This window comes from Hyalangium minutum (assembly GCF_000737315.1).
Lineage (GTDB): Bacteria > Myxococcota > Myxococcia > Myxococcales > Myxococcaceae > Hyalangium > Hyalangium minutum.
In genome coordinates this window covers 388528-405748 of sequence record NZ_JMCB01000002.1, presented here as the reverse complement: position 1 = coordinate 405748, position 17221 = coordinate 388528, and the positions used below count along the sequence as shown (strand labels likewise).

10 protein-coding genes are annotated in these 17221 nt (G+C 69.0%); 4 read left to right on the top strand and 6 right to left on the bottom strand.

The annotated features are described in order from the left end of the window. Nucleotide 1: 1 nt before the first annotated feature. From DB31_RS05370 to DB31_RS05360, 3 genes are all read right to left on the bottom strand, one after another. Complete coding sequence (locus DB31_RS05370) at nucleotides 2–3796, bottom strand: AAA family ATPase (RefSeq protein ID WP_044183195.1); 3795 nt, start codon at nucleotides 3794–3796, stop codon at nucleotides 2–4. Then, the gene (locus tag DB31_RS05365; protein ID WP_044183953.1) at nucleotides 3793–5034 is read right to left on the bottom strand and encodes an exonuclease SbcCD subunit D C-terminal domain-containing protein; all 1242 of its coding nucleotides are present in this window, start codon (nucleotides 5032–5034) and stop codon (nucleotides 3793–3795) included. Before DB31_RS05365 ends, DB31_RS05370 begins: the two co-directional genes overlap by 4 nt. 598 nt (nucleotides 5035–5632) lie before the next feature. Beyond that, a complete protein-coding gene (locus tag DB31_RS05360) occupies nucleotides 5633–8296 on the bottom strand; it encodes a PQQ-dependent sugar dehydrogenase (protein WP_044183192.1) in 2664 nt (887 codons plus the stop codon). A gap of 100 nt (nucleotides 8297–8396) precedes the next feature. Here DB31_RS05360 and DB31_RS05355 point away from each other — a divergent pair, with 100 nt between their 5' ends. Beyond that, nucleotides 8397–9008 (top strand): hypothetical protein, encoded by a 612-nt coding sequence (locus tag DB31_RS05355; RefSeq protein WP_044183189.1) that lies wholly within the window; start codon nucleotides 8397–8399, stop codon nucleotides 9006–9008. Between the two features lie 6 nt (nucleotides 9009–9014). Here DB31_RS05355 and DB31_RS05350 read toward each other — a convergent pair whose 3' ends face one another. From DB31_RS05350 to DB31_RS05340, 3 genes are read right to left on the bottom strand one after another with little or no spacing between them, the layout of a single operon-like run. After that, a complete protein-coding gene (locus tag DB31_RS05350) occupies nucleotides 9015–9794 on the bottom strand; it encodes a PhzF family phenazine biosynthesis protein (protein ID WP_044183186.1) in 780 nt (259 codons plus the stop codon). Then, a complete protein-coding gene (locus DB31_RS05345) occupies nucleotides 9785–10552 on the bottom strand; it encodes a lysophospholipid acyltransferase family protein (protein WP_044183182.1) in 768 nt (255 codons plus the stop codon). Before DB31_RS05345 ends, DB31_RS05350 begins: the two co-directional genes overlap by 10 nt. Before the next feature lies 1 nt (nucleotide 10553). Next, nucleotides 10554–11333, bottom strand: coding sequence for an SDR family oxidoreductase (locus DB31_RS05340; RefSeq protein ID WP_240486537.1), 780 nt, complete (start codon nucleotides 11331–11333; stop codon nucleotides 10554–10556). 103 nt (nucleotides 11334–11436) lie between these two features. Between DB31_RS05340 and DB31_RS05335 the strand changes: the two genes are divergently transcribed. The 3 genes from DB31_RS05335 to DB31_RS05325 all read left to right on the top strand — a co-directional run bounded on the left by DB31_RS05335 (nucleotide 11437) and on the right by DB31_RS05325 (nucleotide 17168). Continuing rightward, nucleotides 11437–13293, top strand: coding sequence for a hypothetical protein (locus DB31_RS05335; protein ID WP_044183177.1), 1857 nt, complete (start codon nucleotides 11437–11439; stop codon nucleotides 13291–13293). Between the two features lie 273 nt (nucleotides 13294–13566). Next, nucleotides 13567–16023, top strand: a complete 2457-nt coding sequence (locus DB31_RS05330; RefSeq protein WP_083968024.1) for an efflux RND transporter permease subunit — start codon at nucleotides 13567–13569, stop codon at nucleotides 16021–16023. 356 nt (nucleotides 16024–16379) lie between these two features. Beyond that, on the top strand, nucleotides 16380–17168 hold the full coding sequence (locus tag DB31_RS05325) for a hypothetical protein (protein ID WP_044183171.1): 789 nt from the start codon (nucleotides 16380–16382) through the stop codon (nucleotides 17166–17168). Nucleotides 17169–17221: the final 53 nt, after the last annotated feature.

Genomic DNA, 17221 nt, shown 5'->3' with positions numbered 1-17221 from the left:
GCTAGGCCACCCTCCGCCCATTGCCCGAGCCCGAGGCGGGTGGCTCCGGCAGCGCGGCGAGCCCTCCGTCCACCTGCACGACGAGGCGGCTGCGCCCCCCGCCCTGCTTCACCACACGCACCTGAGCGCCGATGCGCTCGGCCATGCCGGACACGTGGGAGATGATGCCCACCTGCCGGCCCGTGGCCTGGAGCGCGTCGAGCGTGGCGAGCGCCACCTCCAGCGTCTCCGGGTCCAGGGTGCCGAAGCCCTCGTCGATGAAGAGGGTCTCCACCTGGGTCGTCTCCGAGGAGAGCGAGGCCAGGCCCAGCGCCAGGGCGAGCGAGACGAGGAAGGACTCGCCGCCGGACAGGCTCGCCAGGCCACGCATCTCGTCGCCCATGTCCTGGTCCACCACTTGGAGATCCAAGTCATACCCGGGCACGCGCATGAGGCGGTAGCGCCGAGCCAGCTCCTCGAGGTGGGCGTTGGCGTGCAGCAGCAGCGCGTCCAGCGTGAGGCTCTGGGCGAACACCTTGAACTTCTTCCCGTCCGCCGAGCCGATGAGCTCGTGCAGGGTCTTCCAGACCTCGGCGGCGCGGCGGCGCACCTCCAGTGCCTGGGCCTCGGCGCCGTAGCGCTTTCGGGCCTCGTCGTCCTGGCCGAGCCGGGCCTTGGAGCCAGCGGCGGCGGCGCGATGGGCCTCCACCTCCGAACGGGCGCGCTCGCGGGTGGCGGCCACCTCCGGCTCGGGCAGGGCAGGCGCTCCGGAGGCCTCGTGCCTGGAGCGCCAAGCCTGACGCTCCTCGAGCACCGTGCGGGCCTTGGCGTGGGCTTCGTGCAGTCCGGCCAGCGCCCGGGCCTCCGACTCGCACCATGCGGCATCCTTCGCGAGCAGCTGGCGGACCTCTTCCCACGTCACGCCCCGGCCTTGCAGCAGCGCATCGAGCGCGGCCTGGGCCTGCTCCCGGGCCTCGGCGGCGGCGGTGCGCGCCTTGGCGGCCTCCTCGGCGCGAGCGGTGGCCACCGCGGCGGCCCGGCTCGCGGACTCTGAGGCGGCCCGTGCCTTCTCGTAGCCCTGGGTGGCGGACTCCACCGCCGTGCGCAGCAGGGTGCGGACCTGCTCCACGGGGCGGCCCTCCAGCACCTTCGCACGGGCGGCCTGCGTCTGCCGGAGGGCCTCGTCCGCGCGCTTCCAGGCGCGGGCATCCGCCTCGGCGGTCTCGCGCTGGGCCTCCTTGCGTGCCTCGGCGGCGGCCCGCTCTTCACGGGCCTTGGTCTCACGGGCCTGGGCATTCCGGAACGCCTCGTCGTGCGTGTTCCAGTCCGCCACCTGTGTCGCACAAGACTTCCGGAATCCACCGGGATCGGCCGCGAGCCGGGCCTCCCACTCGCGCCAGCCCGTGAAGGCGGGAGCCAAGTCGGTGAGCACCTGGCGCCGCGCGATGCCCTGCTGGTCCGCCTGACGCTCGGACTCGCGCAGCGAGCGCTCGGCCACCGTGAACGCGGTCTCCGCGAGCCGCAGCGCATCACTGGCGGCCTCCAGCCGATCGCGGCAGGCCTCCAGCGCGGCACGGGCCTCTCGCGCCGCCCGAGCCCGTGTCTCCGCGGCCTCCTCCTCGGCGTTCACTGCGGCGAGCCGCGCCTCGGCCTCCTTCAGCGCCTCATCGAGCCACGCTCGGGCCCCTGAATCCTCCGCCTGCTCCGGGGGCAGCGGCTGTTGGAGGAGCGCGCGCGCCTTCGTCCACGCCTCGCGGTGCGCCTCACGCTTGGAGGCGGCCTGGGTCCGCCGGGTCTCCGCCTGAGCCTGCCGGGGCTGCGCGGCCTTCTCCCGCGCGAGCGCTGCCGCTTCCTTCTGGGCCGCTGCGGTCCGCTCCGTCTCCAGCGATTCAACGCGCGTGGAGGCCTCCACAACGAGCGCCTCCAGCGCGGCCTCGGCGCGGCCATAGGGGTGCTCGGTCGCGCCGCACAGCGGACAGGGCTCTCCTTCGCGCAGCGCCGCTCGGTGCGAGGCAAGGCCCTGGGCCGCCTGAGCCCGATCCAGCGCCCGCTTTGCCTCCTTCAGCCCCGCCTCCAGCTCCAGGCGCCGTCCAGCCATCTGCCGCGCCTCGGCCGCCGCGGTCTCCGCCTCGCGCTGGGCGGCCTCCGCTTCCGTGCGAGCCTCCTGCTCTGCCGTGGCTGCGGCGGCAGTGCCCTCCTGGGCCTTGCCCAGCGTCCGCAGTGCCTCCTGACGCGCGAGCAGGGACTTGCGAAGCTCACGCCGGGCCGCGCCCGCATCCACGCCCACGGCAGCCTCGGCGTGGGTGGCGCGGGCCTGCGCCTGCTCCATGGCCTCGGAGGCCTTCTGCCGCTCCTGACGGCGCAGCTCCGCCGCCTCGCGCAGCTTGAGCTCCTCCTTGCTCAGCCGGGCCACGTCCGCCTTCGCTTGCTGTTCTCCCACGGCGGCCCGCTCGTAGCGGCCCAGCTCGGCCTCCCAGCGGGGCCACTCGCGCGCGAGCACCTCCAACGGAGCGTGCCCGGCCAGCCACGTGCGTGCCGCCTCCGCAGCCGACTTCGCCGCGGCCTCCTGCCCGGCAATGGCCGCGAGGGCCTTCACCGACTGCTCCTCAGCCGTCCGAGACGCCGCCGCCCGCTGAGATGCCTCCGTGGCTTTCTGCCGCTCCACGGCGAGCTGCGCATCCAGCTGGGCCGCCTCGGTGAGCGCCGGGCCCGCGGATTCTTCCGCAGCCAGCGCCGCAGTACGAGACCGCTCCGTCTGCCCCAGCTCCGTCTGCCGAGCCCCTGCCGCTGCCAGTGCCTTCTCCGCCTCCGCCGCCAACCGCACCTGGGCCGCCGAGGCCTCCGCCAGCGCCCGCTCCTTGCCCTCAATGGTGGCCACGGGAGCGCGGAACGCCTCCGCCGCGCGCACGCGAGCCAGCATGGCCTCCCGAGGTGCCGCTGCCTCCACCGCCTCCGCCGCCCGAGACATCCCCTCAACGGCCTCGCGCTCGGAGGTCACCAGCTTTGCCCGCGTCGCGTACCACTCCACCGAAGCCGAGGCCTCCGCGAGCACCCTCTCCGCAGCGGCCCGTGCCTCTTCCTGGGTCTTGAGCGCGCCTTCGACCGCGGCGCGCTCCTCATCCGACAGGCGCGAGATGGCGGCCAGCCCCGCCTCCATGCGCACCAGCTCTTCCTGCTCTTCCTTGTTGCGCTCGTGCGCGGCGATGGAGACCCGGCTGTAGATCTCCGTGCCCGTCATGCGCTCCAGCAGCTCCGCGCGCTCGTTGGAGTTGGCACGGAGGAACGCCGCGAACTCGCCCTGCGCCAGCAGCGCTGAACGGCGGAACTGATCAAAGGACAGCCCCAGCCGCTGCTCGATGGCCTTGAGCACCTCGGACTTGGTGCGGCCGAAGGTCTGGCCCGTGGCCACATCGGTGAGGGTCAGCTCCTGGAACTGCAGGCGCCCATCGGTCTTCTTGCGCGCGCGTCTCACGGACCACCGCGAGCGATAGCGCCGCCCGTCACTCCCCAGGAAATCCACCTCGGCGTACCCCTCGACGGCGCCGCGCCGCAGCAGGCCCCGGACGTCATGCGAGAGCAGCCGCTCTTCCTTGTCCTCGCCGGGCCGTCCCACCGCGACGCCCCCATGGCCCTCGAGCCGAGGCGTGCGATCGAAGAGGGCCAGGCACATGGCATCCAGCAGGGTGCTCTTGCCCGAGCCCGTGGCGCCCGTGATGGCAAACAGTCCCAGCTTGTCGAGCGGCGGCTGGTCCAGCTCCAGCGCGAACTCGCCGGCGAGGCTGGTGAGGTCCTGACCGCGGATGGCGAGGATCCTCATGACGCGTCCTCCTGCACGGCGGTGAGCAGCGTGTGGAAGGACTCCAGCAGGGCAGGCGCCATGGGCTCCTGATAGTCGCGGGCGTAGCGGGCCTTGAAGACCTCCTCGGGGGTGCGCTCCCGCAGCGAAATGCCCGGCTGCGTCTCCGCCAGCGCATGCCCCGTACCAGTGTACGAAGGCGTCAACTTCACGAGGCGCGCCGCCTTGCCCTCCAGCACGGCCTCCACCTTGCGACGCAGCAACGGCTCAGGCCGAGGCAAGGAGACACACACCTCTAAATAAGGCCGGTTCCGCTCGGGCATGTCCGGCTCCAGCGCGGGCAGCGCGGCCAGTTGCTCCAGCACCTCCTCCAATGGGACGGCCTCCCGAGCGGGGACGCGGAGCATCTCCGCGGTGCGCGGCACGGACAGCGGACGCACCGTGCCGAGCCCCTCGCCGTCCAGCTCCACCAGAAGCACTTGATGGCGGTAGTGCGCCTCGCTCAGGGAGAGCGGAATGGGAGAGCCGCTGTAGCGCACGCCCTCGTGGCCGCCCACGCGCTGAGCCTTGTGCAGGTGCCCGAGCGCCGCATAGGCCACGTCAGCAGGGAACAGGTCCACGGGGAGCGCATGCTGGTTGCCGCCGAGGATCTTCCGCTCACTGAGCAGGGACAGCTCGGCGCCCGTCATGTAGCAGTGCCCCATGGCCACCAGGGCCTGACCGGACTGCTTCCGCCGGCGAGCCGACTCCAGCGTGAGGCCATACACCTCGCGCACACCTTCAATGAGCCGGTCTCCCTCGGTCTGCACCATCGGCAGGTCCGAGGGGCGCAGGTACGGCACAGCGGCCACCCACGCCTTCACCCGGCCGCGCGAGTCATGCAGGGGCACCAGCAGGCGCTCGAAGTCGAGCGACCCCTGGGCCCGAGGCAGCCCGCCCACCACGCGCACCCCGAGGGCAGCAAAGAGGGGGTCTGGCGCATCGAGGCGAGCCGCCGAGTCATGGTTGCCGCCAATCACGACGACATCGAGCTTGTGCAGCTTACGGCGGACGCGGGCGATGAAGTGGTACCAGGCTGCCTGGGCCTCGGCGCTGGGGTTGGCGGTGTCGAAGATGTCGCCCGCAATGAGGAGCGCATCGACGCTCTCGGCCTCGAGGGTGACCAGGAGCCAGTCGAGAAAGGCCGCATGCTCCGCCTCGCGAGAGACGTCATAGAGCGTGTGCCCCAGGTGCCAGTCCGACGTGTGCAGCAGACGCATCCAGTACCACCCCTCCTCGGCCGCGCGCGCAGCCTCCAACACTCCAGCTTCCGGTCCAAGCACCGGGCGGAGGCTCGCTTACACGGCCGGTCTGACATTCGTGGATCTGCCAAGGATTCCAAGCACTTCCAAAGGTCACCCTCCCTCGCAGGTGGAGCGAGGCGATCCCACATGCCGGGATGGCCGGCCAAGCAGGCCTGCGGCCCAGGGGGCCACCGGCAGAGGTCCCACATGCGCGCTGCCCCTACCCACCAGAGCAGGCTCAAAACTGGTCTGACAAGCAGACCACTTCGGCCCGAACCACCGGAGCCAGCGCAAACTGGTCTGACAAGCAGACCACTTCGGCCAAAACCGGCGGCAGGCCCCCGGTCCTGGCCGCATCGGTCATTCGACCGACGGTGAAGCTCCCGACTCCGAGAAGCACGACGAACCAGGACACTCCGACGAGTTACACGCTCGACGGAGAGCCCGGCCCATCACCCTGCTCTTCGGCCGTGAGGGCACGCTGGGACGCCAGGAGCTCGACCTCCAGGCGTCCACGTCCATCCGCTGGGTCATCGACCGCTGACCCCGAGCCGCCGCGCCTCGGAGCGGCGGACTACGTGCGCCGGCGCCGCAGGAACAGCACCACCGCCAGCCACGCCGCCGCACCGCCGGCTCCCGCACCGCAGCCACACCCACCCTCCTCTTCCGGCACCTCCGGCTCTTCCGGCTCCTCCGGCTCGGAAGTCACGCACGGGCCGTCTCCCACGCACACCTTGACCTCGGCCGCTGCGCTCCTGCCCGTCGTGTCGTAGACGACCATGCGGACCTGATGGGCCCCGGGCGTCAGCGAGGTCGTGTCCCACCGGTTGTGCTCGCCACCATAGTGGTAGTGCCCGGAGGTCTGCGCATCCGTGCTCCCCAGCACCCCGTCCACGTAGAACTCCGCCTTCGTGCAGCCCACGTCGTCCAAGCAGTCGCCGAAGAACTCCGCCATCGCCCCGGCGACGCGCTCCCCCTCCGTGGGCCTCGTGAGCACCGCGCGAGGGGGCTCGTCCGCCTTGACGGTGATCTGGAAGGTCTGTTCCGCATCCGGGCTCACCCCGTTGGCCGCGCGGACTGTCACGTCCACGAGGCCCACCACCGTGGGCGTCCAGCGGATGACGCCCGTACTCGCATCGATGACCGGCCCCGAAACATTGCTCGTCAGAGAAAAGGTGGGCGTGGGCAGGCCCTGGGCTTGCACCTCGTAGCGGTACGGAGCCCCCACCACCGCGTTCGTGACGGGCGTGGAGAGGATGGCCGGAGCCGACGGCACATTGTCCCTCACGGTGACGGACACGGTGCGCGCATCCGCTTCCGGGATGGCCAGGGTGAGCGTCGCGGTGTCGTTCACGTTGTCCGCGTCCTCGGCAGCCGCCACGGTGACTGTCTGCGGCGTGTTCCAGTTGCCCACCGTAAAGCTCAGGGTCGCGCTCCCCGTGACGGAGACATCCGAGTCCCCCTCGGTCCGTGCCACCGTGACGCTGACGTTGCTCGTGGGCCGCTTGGACAGCGCCACTGTGAACGTACCGTTCCCGCCCTCGTCCAGCGTCAGCGCCGTGTTGGACAGCACGAGCCGCGCCGCGTTGTTGTCGATGGACGTCACCACCACCGTCTCCGTGCTCAGGCCCTGCGCGGCCACCTCGAAGGAGGCTGTATCGGGGGTGGAGTCCGCATCCTCGGCCGACGCAATCGTGACGAGCTGGAGCTGGTTCCAGTTGGCGGGAGTGAAAGTGAGCAGCGCGCCACTGGCCACCGTCAGGTCCCCATCCCCCGAGACCCGCTGCACGCTGACCGTGACATCCGCCGTGGGCGCTTGAGCCAGCCGCACGGTGAAGACCAGCTGGCCGCCCTCGACGACCCGCAGGTTCAGCCCGGAGACGATGAGCTTCTGTGCCACCTGCGCGGGCATGACCCGGGTGACGCTGCCCGAGGTGACGCCCACCACATACAGCGCGCCATCGGGCCCCACGTCCATGTCCACGGCCTGGGTGAAGTCCGTGCCCCACGAGTCCACCGTGGCCACCGAGTTGTCCGAGGCCAGCGTGGCGCGCACCAGCCGGTGCGAGTTGTAGTCGCCGAAGAAGAAGTTGCCCCGGTACTCCGCCGGGAAGAGCGTCGAGTCGTAGAAGGTACCGCCCGTGATGGAGCCGCCCAGGTTGTCCGTGACGGCCTGCCCTCCGCCGCTCATGGCGTCCGGACCGGCCTGCGCCGCCGTCCACGTGGTGGCGTTCGGGGTGCTCGCCACGTACATCGTGCCGTTGAAGCCCGTGTTCGTCACCCCGGACACGGTGATCTTCTCGCCCTTGCGGAAGAAGTGCGCCTCCGTGGTGGTGAAGGTGGCCACGCCCCCGCTGCGCACCGCTCCATTCGCTGTGAAGGTGCGCGTGTCCGTGCCGTTGGTCCGGTACTTGATGACCGGGGTGATGTACCCGTTGGCCGGCTGGTTGTTCTCGTAGGCGTTGTAGCCCGCGTTGTCTCTCTCGATGGGAACGAAGATCTGCTCGTAGCCCGTGCCCACCGTGTTCACCCACAGCTTCCCCGTGGCGGGCTGGAACGTAAAGGTGAACGGGTTCCGGAAGCCCCGCGCCCAGATGTACTCGTTGTTGGGACCCACCCCGTCATTGAAGGGGTTGTCGTTGGCGGGCGTGCCGTCCAGGTTGGCGCGGCCCACCTTGGCCGCCAGCGAGGTGAGATCCGCATTCACTCCCGTGCCATTGCCCAGGTCTCCAATGGCCCAGTACAGCTTCCCGTCCGGCCCGAAGCCCAGCGCCCCGCCGTCATGGTTCTGACCGGCCGTGGGCAGGTTGTCGACGATGACCGTGCGCGCCGTGCCCACCCCATTGGCATCCGTGTAGCGGACGATCATCTGCTTGGTGCCGCCGGGCGCCGTCAGGAACAGGTAGACGTAGCGGTTGACGGCGTAGTTCGGATCGAACGCCAGGCCGATAAGGCCGCACTCGCTGTTGGTGTAGACGGACTCGGTGGCGAACACCGCCGTCGCCAGCGAGGTGCCCTGCTTGACGAGCTCCCCGTCGCGCATCGTCGCGATGCGCACGGTGCCATTCTTGTTGAGCAGGAAGAGCCGTCCCGAGCCATCCGGTGCCCAGCCGAGACCGGTGGCGGGAGTGAGAGCCGAGGAGCTGTACTTCGTTTCCTGGAAGCCGGTGGGAACAGCCGCCACCGAGGGAGCGGCCCACAGCGCGAGCAACACGAAGCAAACGAGAAGAGAGCGCATCCGCCCACACTACCAGTGCCCCCCTGTGGCGACACGAAGCACGTGGCTCCCGGAGCCCCTGCCTTTCCTCCCATCGAGGCCTGAGTGCAGAATTCCGGCCATGCTCAACGTGGTCCAGCAGGTGATCATCGCCGTCTCCTTCATCGCCTTCGTGGTCCTTGTCGTGTACCTGTTCGTGAGGAGGCACAAAGCGAGGGTTGCGGCCTGGGCCGAGTTCGCCCGCCGCCATGACATGTGCGCGGACGGCCTGAAGATCGAGGGCTCCTACGAAGGGTACCCCATGCGTTTGGAGCTCCAGATCCGCGGCTCCGGCAAGGAGCGGTACACGGTGACGGTGCTGCGCCTCTCGACCAACGGAGGGCTGTCCCCGGACTTCTCGCTGGAGCAGGAGGGCCTGGGAGACAAGCTGCTCAAGCTCTTCGGCCGGAAGGATGCGGAGATCGGCGACAAGGCGTTCGACCGGCTCTTCGAGCTGAACAACGTCTCCCGCGAGACCGCCCGGGTGCTGCGCAACGAGTCCGTCCAGCAGCACCTCTACGAGATGGCCAACCACTACCGGGACTTTCACATCCGCGCGGGGTGGATCCACGCCGAGCACCGCAAAATCCCCTCCACCGTGGAAGAGCTGGAGGAGCTCACCGGCCCCGCGCTCATGCTGGCCCACACGCTGGAGGAGGCCTCGCGGCGCTCCAAGGGCTGGACGGAGGGCTGAGCCACCTCAGAAGGTGATGACGCCCTCTAGGTAGAGCGCCGCCTGGCCAGCGATGTGCACCCGGCTCTCGCGCTCCTCGCAGCGCAGCTCGCCGCCGCGCGCGGACACCTGGCGGGCCGTGAGCCGCGTCTTGCCCAGCCGCTTGGCCCAATAGGGCACCAGCGAGCAGTGCGCCGAGCCCGTCACCGGATCCTCCGGCACGCCCGCGCGCGGCGCGAAGAAGCGCGAGACGAAGTCCACCTCGTCGCCCGGCGCCGTCACCGTCACCGCGAAGGTGTCCAGCTGGGCCAGCCGCGTCAGGTCCGGCTTCAGCCCGCGAACCTGCGCCTCCGAGTCGAACACGGCCACCCAGTCGCGCGACGCGAGCACCTCGCGCGGGCTGGCCCCCAGCGCCTGGGCCAGCTCCAGCGGCGGAGTGAAGGCCCGAGGAGGCCTCGCGGGAAAGTCCATCACCAGCCAGTCCCCCTCGCGCGCCACCTTCAGCGGCCCGGAGCGCGAGGCGAACTCCACCTGCTGCAGCTCCCGGGAGAGGTGGTGGAAGAGGACATAGGCGGAGGCCAGCGTGGCGTGGCCGCACAAGTCCACCTCCTGCGCCGGGGTGAACCACCGCAGCCGGTAGCCCTCGCCCTCCTTCACGAAGAAGGCTGTCTCCGAGAGGTTGTTCTCCAGCGCGATGGCCTGGAGCGTGGCATCCGGCAGCCATGCATCCAGTGGGACGACGGCGGCGGGGTTGCCGCCGAAGACGCGGGAGGTGAAGGCATCCACCTGAAAGAGGCTCAGGCGCATTGAGCTGTCCTTTCATCCACGGGCTCGGCGGGCGGAGGCGGCAGGCCGAGCGCCTCGAAGTAGAGCGCACGGACCCGCGCGGCGAGCGCCAGGGGATCGCTCCCCAGCGCGTCCGCGGGCAGCGGCGGCAGCACGCGCACGCGCAGGTGGGCACGCGGGTTCATCCACGGGCCATCCCCTTCAATGAGGTCCGTGGTGCCCTCCACCACCACCGGCACCACGGGGACGTGCTCTTCGATGGCGAGCCGGAACGCGCCGCGCTTGAACGGCAGCCGCTGGCCCGGGGGCGCATAGGTGCCCTCGGGGTAGATGAGCACCGCTACGCCCTGGCGGAGCCACCCGCGGCAGTCCTCCAACATCTTGTCCATGGCGTGCACGTGCCCACGCTCCACCGGCACGTAGCGCATCAGCGACATCAGCCAGCCCACCATGGGCACCTTGAAGAGCGAGGCCTTGGCCACGAACTTGAAGGGATGGAACAGCCCCATGGTGGTGACGATGTCCATGGCGGACTGGTGGTTGGAGATGAGGACGGCGGGCCCGCGAGGCAGCAACTCCCGGCCTTCAATTCGCACGCGCCAGCCGGGCCACGCCAGATAGAGGGTGTGGCACCAGCGGCACACGAAGGCGTGCAGCACGGCCTTGTTCGGATCGAACGGCAGCGTCACGAGCCACAGCAACACGCCCAGCACCGTGCACACCGGCGCGGTGAGCAGGAAGAAGAAGACGAACGCGGCGGTGGTCAGGCGCTTCGACATGTCACCGGGTCGGCTGGGAGAGCTGGACGGCCATGTTCATCCCGTAGTTCACCTCGAGCCCCCCATCCACGACGATCGTCTGGCCGTTGATGTAGGAGGAGGCCTCGGAGCAGAGCCACTCGATGGGGCGGGCAATCTCGTCCGGGCTGGCGATGTTGCCCACCGGCACGGTCTCCTTGATACGGGCCTCCAGGGCATTCCAGGAGTCGCCCATGTAGAAGCGGCTGGAGTCCGTGTCGATGTAGCCCGGGTTCACGGCGTTGACGCGAATGCCGGTGCCGGCCAGCTCGGCGGCGAAGTACTTCACCAGAATCTCCATGGAGCCCTTCATGGCGCCCAAAAGCCCGTGGAAGGGCAGCGGCGTGCGCGAGTCCATGCCGGACACCGCGACGATGCGGCCCCGGCGGCCCTCCATGAGCGGCACGGCGCGCTGCACGCCGAGCACGAAGCTCTTCACCGTGACGTTGAACGTCTTGTCCATTTGGTGGAGCTTCATCTGCATCAGCGGCACGAAGGCGGTGGAGGCCGCGTTGGCCACGAAGACATCCAACCCGCCGAACTCCTGCTGAACGGTGTCGAACGCGGAGTGGAGGCTGGCGGGCTCCAGCTGGTCGGCAACGACGGTGCGGCAGCGGCGGCCGAGCGCCTCGACTTCCCGGGCCAGCGACGCGGCGGCCTCGGCATCGCGCCGGTAGGTGGAGACGATGTCATAACCGGCCTGGGCCAGCCGCAGGGAGACACTCCGGCCCACGCCTCGCGAGCCGCCAGTGATGAGAGCCACGGGAGAAGTCATAGGCCTCTGGGCATACCACCTTCCTGGGCGTCCTGGCGGGCTCCCGAGCAGGCTGGATTCCCCGCCTCGGCTGTCATAGAGGCACACGGGCATGTCCTCGCCCGGCCTCTCGCCATGGTCCCTACGTGTGGCGCGGCTCGAGCCCTGGTTCACGGTGGGGCTCGTGCTCGCGGCCACGGTGGGACTGGCCTACCACTGCCGCTACCTGGCCGTGCCCATCGTGGATGATGCGGCCATCTCGCTGGCCTACAGCCAGACCCTGTTCGCGGGACACGGCCTGCGCATCACCCCGTTCTCCCAGCCCGTGGAGGGCTTCTCCAACCCACTGTGGACCCTGCTGCTGGGGCTGAGCCGGCCGCTGGGGCGAGACCCGGTCTCCTACACACACGTGTTGGGCATCATCTTCGGAGTCCTCGCGCTGCCCGCCTTCTCCTATTGGGGACCGGCCGCACGCGGCAGGGATTTGCGAGTGGAGGATGCACTGGGGCCGCTCGTGGCGGCGATGAACCCTACCTATGCGTATTGGATCTCCAGCGGCATGGAGACGGGGCTGGAGGCCTTCCTGCTGGCGATCTCCGGGCTCTTCGTGCTGAAGGAGCTGCGCACGGGGCGCTCGGCGCATGCGGGCTGGGCGCTGGGGCTGCTCTGCCTCACGCGGCCCGAGGGCGTGCTCTTCGCCGGGGCCTCGGCGGTGCTCTGGGTGGTGAGCCGGGGCCTGGAGCGGCGCTGGCCTGGGCGGCAGGAGTGGCGCATCGGCGCGTGGCTGGTGGCGCTGGTGGGCGGCTGGCTCGTGGTGCGCTGGAGCCTCTTCGCGGACCTGCTGCCCAACACGTACTACGCCAAGAGCACGATGGACTTTCAGGTGGGGCAGTACCTGGAGACCTTCGCGCTCACGTATGGGCCGCTGTGCAAGCTCGCGGTGGTGTGCGCGGTGCTGGGGCTGTCCGGCGGCCGGGACGAGGTGCGCCGAACCGCGCTCACCTGCCTCTTCGTGGGCTGTGGCGTCTTCTTCGTGTGGCGAGCGAAGGGCGACTGGATGCGCGAGTGGCGCTTCATCGCGCCGCTGGTGCCGCTGCTGGGCGTGGCGGTGGCCACGGGAATCTCCGGACTGCGCGAGTGGAGCGCGCGCATCGCGAACCGGGGCGCGGTGTGGCCGGCGCGCACGCTGCGGCTCCTGGCGGTGGCGCTGGTGCTCATCCCGGGAAACCGCGTGGCGCGCGAGAGCCTCGAGCGATCTCCGCAGGTGAAGGCCGCGCCGGAGCTGCCGTACACGTTCATCGCGGGCCTCGCCGAGCAGGTGCGGGCCACCACGCGGCAGCTCGGGCAGCTGCGGCCGCTGGTGGCGTACCCGGACCTGGGCGGGCTGGCCATGGTGATGCGCAACGCGGAGATCATCGATCTGGCCGGACTGGCGGACTACGCGGTGGCGCGGCACCGGCTGCGGCTGGGCGCGATGGAGGACTACCTGGTCTCGGAGGGGCCTCCTATCCTCATGGACCTGCACGGTCCGAGTGGCTACTTCGTCAACCTCCAGAAACTGATGGCCGAGTTCCACCCCATCGGCGGCTCCTTCTTCATGCTCAACGGGCTGAGCGCGACGGAAGATCCGCGCTGTCCCGAGGGCAAGGCGACCACCCTGGCCCTGGGCCTCGAGGCACTCATTCAGCGCTTCGAGCAGGAGATCCGCGAGGACCAGGCGCCGCGGGCGCTCAAGCGCTGGCGCTGTGTCACGGCGTACAAGCCGCGCAAGGAGCTTCCGGACAGGGCCGCGCGGAAGCGGCTGGCGGAGCTGGCCGACGCCCGCGGCGACACCTTGCTCCGGGAGGGCAAGCGCGAACCCGCGCTCCGGCAATACTCGCTGGCCACCCTGCTGGATGATGGCAACGCGCACCGCCGCCGCAAGACGGAGACGCTGCGCGCCCAGCTGTTCCCGGCCGAGCCTCCATAGCCTGAGCCGCCAAGCCTTCTCTGACGCCCCGTCCAACAAGCAACGGCCTCTCCACCCCACGGGCAATCGCCGGTGCCTGCCGCCAGGCCCATACTCCGAGCCTCTCCGGCGACCGGAGTGGGTAACAGACCATGCACGTTTCCCCTGTACTCCCCAGGGAGGCGCGGCAAGTGCCTCCAGCGCCCATGCGGAGCGCCGGTGGCTGCTGAGCCGGGAGGGGAACAGACTCAACAGGGCCGGCATGGCCAGCAAGCAACTGGCGCGGGGCGGGAGATGCCTGTCGAGCGCCTCTCACGAACACTGGTGCCCTGGCTGATCCGCCACCGCCACGGCGTGCTCGCGGCCGCAGCCCTGCTCGGCCTTTTGGGTACCTGCTTCTCGGTGCTGCTGTACCGCGATCTGCGCAGCGAGGTGGAAGAGCTCTTGCCCTCGGATGCACCGAGCGTGGTCGCGGCCAAGCGCTGGGGCTCCAAGCTGCACGACGTGACCCTCCTGTCGGTGGTGCTGGAGGGCCAGGATCCCCACGCCTTGCAACGCTTCGCGGAGGCGCTTGCCGCGCGGCTCAAGATGCTGCCTCGCGATGAGCTCGAAGCCGTGGAGTACCGCACGGATGCCGACGTGGCGTTCCTGAAGCGCTTCGGGCTGTTCTACGTGGACACGGAGGACCTGCGCACGGTGCTGGAGCAACTCCAGAACCGCGTGGCCTGGGAGCGGCGCCACGCCAATCCGCTGCTGGTGGACCTGCTGGGCACCGACCAGGAGCCGCCACCGCTGGACTTCAGCAGCCTGGAGCAGAAGTACGGCGCGCAATGGGATGCGGCCTCGCACTTCCGCGACGGCTACTACCAGACGCCCGAGGGCCATCTGCTGGCGCTGCTCCTCCGGCCGCCCGAGCTCGCCACGGGCTATGCCTCCAACAAGAAGCTCCTCGACCGGGTCCGCCAGGAGGTGCAGGCGCTAGACCCGCCCTCTTTCGATCCCACGATGCGCGTGGGCTACGACGGGGAGGTGGCCTCGCTGGTGGAGGAGCAAGAGGCGCTCCAGGAGGACCTGGTGTCCTCCACCGTGATGGTGCTGGTGTGCGTGCTCGCGGCACTGTGGCTCTTCTTCCGTCACTGGCCCACCATCATGGCCATCGTCAGCTCGCTCGCGGTGGGCTGCGCCGTCACCTTCGGAGCGTCCTACTTCCTGGTGGGCCACCTCAACACGAACACGGCCTTCCTGGGCTCCATCGTCGTGGGCAATGGCATCAACGCCGCCATCATCATCTCCGCGCGCTACCTGGAGGAGCGCAGGGCGGGAGGCGACGTGGAGCAGTCCCTCCAGAGGGCTTGGCGTGGCACGCTGGCGGCAACCTTCGTAGCGTCGTTCGCGGCGGGCCTGGCGTACCTGTCGCTCGCGGCGACGGCCTTCCGTGGCTTCAACCAGTTCGGCGTCATCGGGTCGGTGGGCATGGCGGCCTGCTGGGTCTCGGCGGCGCTGCTGCTCCCCCCGCTCCTGTTCACCATGGAGGCGTGGAGGCCCGCAGACGTCTCCGAGAGTCCCCGGGCACCGCTGTCACGCTGGGTGAGCCACGTGGTAGTCCGCCGACGGGGGTTGCTGCAGGGGCTGTCGCTCGTCCTGCTTGGGCTGAGTGGAGCCGCGGTGCTGAACTACCGGGGCGAGCTCATCGAGTACAACATCACCCGGCTGCGCTCGCGGCAAAGCCTCCTCCATGGCTCCCTCTACTGGGGCCAACGGATCGATGAGATCTTCCGGGTCTATCTCACGCCCGTGGTGATCATCGGCGAGACACCGGCGGATCTAGACAAGGTGGTGGCGGCACTGGAAAAACGCCGGGCGACGCTGGGCGCGAAGGATCCCCTGCGCGAGGTGAGGACGCTCAAGACGGTCCTTCCCTCCGGGCAGGAGGAGAAGCTCCCGCTGATCCAGGAGCTACGGGCCGAGCTGACCGATGCGCGCCTGGAGCAACTGCCCGCGCAGCAGCGTCAGAAGGTGGAGCAGCTCCGGCCGCCCGAGGACGTGCGGCCCGTGACGCTGCGGGATCTACCGAGGGCCATCCTGTGGGCCCTCACGGAGAGGGACGGCACGGAGGGACGGGTGGCGCTCGCCTTCCCGCGCAAGGTGGGCACGCTGGACTCCAAGAGCCTCCATGAGATCACCCAGTTGGTGCGCGGGGCCATCCAGGAGTCGGGGGCGCGGGCCGAGGCCGTCAGCGAGTCGCTGCTCTTCGCGGATATCGCGGCCGCCATCACGCGGGATGGGCCCAGGGCGACAGGCCTCGCGCTCGGCGCGGTGACCCTGCTGGTCATCCTCGTGTTCCGCCGCGTGAAGCCCACGCTCCTGGTGCTCTTCGGGCTGCTGCTGGGGGTGGCGTGGCTGGTCGGGCTCGCGGCGGCGGCGCAGACCCGGGTGAACTTCCTCAACTTCGTCGTGCTCCCGATCACCTTCGGCATCGGCGTGGACTACGCGGTGAACATCGTCCAGCGCTGGCAGCTCGAGGGCCCCGGCTCGCTGCCGCGCATCCTCCGGGGAACGGGCAGAGCCGTCGTGCTCTGCTCGTGCACCACCATGATGGGCTACGCATCCCTGCTGGCGGCGGACAACCAGGCGCTGGCGGGATTCGGGCTGCTGGCATCCCTGGGAGAGCTCACCTGCATCAGCGCGGCGCTGTTCGCGCTGCCAGCGTGGATGCTCTCCTGGGAGCGCCACCAGAGTCCCGCCCCATAAAGCGGGGGCCAGCTCTCCCGCCCACAGGCCATCCCCTACATGCCCGAGCATCGCCGGCGTCCTTACAAGGAGCGCTTCGCTCAACTCGTCTCAGCGCAACCCGTCTTTCGCGAAGTGTTGGGACTATTTGAGGGATGCCTCAGCGGTCCTCGGCGTGACACTTTCATGGCTTGTTTCCAACCAGATCAGAATTGCTGGATCATTATCCACTTCTCTTCTTTCGCATCATTTTCCTTCTCAGAGTCTCTATCCATGTGAGAGAGTTTTTCCTGGCTTCGCGAAAGCAGCCTCGGGGACAAGCCAAACACCTCTCATGTGGTCCGCAAATCAATCCGACGAATTTTCCAAGGAGGATCATGATGAAGCGCTGGAGCATCGGTCTTGCCGCAGCCTATGGCCTGATGGGAGCACTCGCAGGAGCGGAGCCATCCAGTACCAGCAGGGAGTCCCTTGAAGGGCTCCCCCAGAAAGGCAGTCGGTTCGAACTGAAGGCAAACCCTCAGAGCGAACAGCTCAACGCCTCCCTGCATGCGTCGATTGAGGAGGATGGCGCGCGCATCGAGACGAGAGGCATCTTTCGGATCGGAGATTCTCCCCTCTATTACCACCTCGAAATCGATCTCAAGACAAGAACCTACAAGGCCACCAAGAAAGAGGTTCCGAGTGAGTGGTTGAAGGGCCAGACTGGGAGAAAGGTGCCGGACTACACGCCGAATGCCATCAGCCCTGGCTATTGGTATGCAGAGGGCAAGATCATCACAGAGGACCTTCCCCAGATCGATCTCGCCACGACTCTGAACTATGTGCTCTGGTATGTCTATACCGACGGGTCGATTGGGATCAGCAATGTGTATGGAAACTGCACGCCCTACAATGGAACGGGCCAGCCCTATCCCGTTGATACGCATTGGTACGTTAACTCTTGTACAGCGTCCTATTACAATCCTTGGGCTCAGCAGATAAACGGCAGCTACTATAACTGGGATTGGGGATGGGATGACCAGGCTACGACCACGGCTCATTCCCTCGGCATCCAACCGAACAACGACGGCACATTCTACTACTGGGACTCTTACGCGCATGCAGGTGAGGACTCCTATCTCCTGCAGGTAGACCTGTTCCTGAATGGGTACCAGGTGTACTGAAATCGAGGCGGGCCTCGACGAAGTGGTCCAGACCGCAGACGAGGACCTGCTGA